This window comes from Paenibacillus sp. FSL R5-192, from assembly GCF_000517845.1.
Taxonomy (GTDB): domain Bacteria; phylum Bacillota; class Bacilli; order Paenibacillales; family Paenibacillaceae; genus Paenibacillus; species Paenibacillus amylolyticus.
Window position 1 is genome coordinate 1 of record NZ_ASPR01000058.1, and the last position, 975, is coordinate 975.

Below are 975 nucleotides of genomic sequence, written 5' to 3' on the forward strand. Positions count from 1 at the left end.
CCTTCAAATATCCATCCATCCGTTGTCTTCCGGATCTGGGAAGCCAATTCAGGGTATTTTAGAATCAAGTCTGCCACAGAAGATGCACTTAATGATTGTCCTTTGGAGAGCGTGTCTGCAACTTGGTTCAGCTCAGAAACTGAAGAAATACTTGCTTGAACGGACTCTCTCAAAGCTTTCGTCTGCTCAACCAGTTTTTCAGTCAATTCTTCAATCGTATCCGATGCCTTCCCGTTTATCCCCGCTAAAGCATCCGTTTCCTTTTGGGCTTCGACAGATTCTACGGTCATTTGTTGCATTTGGACATTTGCATCACTTATTGAAGCTTCCAACTCACGATTTTTCGTCTCTAAAGAATCAAGTTTATTTTGTAAATTCTCCAGTTCATTGGATGATTCATCCACACTTTTGAAACTGAAAATGTTCTTCATAAATTCTACGCCGCCTGCGATCAAACTATTTTCAAGAGACTCTATCTTCTCCTTCGTTTTTTCAATGACAGCGATATTTTCATTCATTTGGTCTTGTAGACCGCTTCTTTGATCTTCCAATACAGCCTTTCTAGCTTCTCGTTGCTTGTCAATCAACGTATTAAGAGCAGAGATCTGTATTTGAGTTGCCTCGTCTGTAAACCCTGCAGCTTCAAGTTGAGCTAGTCCTTCTTTTCCTATAGTCATCGCAAGCGCTTTAGATATTTCTTCCAGTTGGCGTTTTGCTTGCTCCTGTTTACTCGTGGATAGTGTTCCACCATCAATCATCGCTTTTAAGGAATTGTGTGCATTGACCATCTTAGGCAACAAGTCAATCTGCCTTTGATACTGGCTAATCATTTGTTGACTCGCAGAATCATTGTCCTTCATCATTTGAACCCGATCACGTTCTGCTTTTTCTGCTTCCCCACTCTTCATTGCGAAAATAGCAATAGCACCTACCAACAGAGAAAGTCCAGCAGTTGCTGCCGCCATAGTAACGGTA

1 pseudogene is annotated in these 975 nt (G+C 41.6%); it reads right to left on the minus strand.

The features are described 5' to 3' along the window. Window positions 1-975: pseudogene (locus tag C161_RS32640) on the minus strand (transglycosylase); the annotation flags it as partial.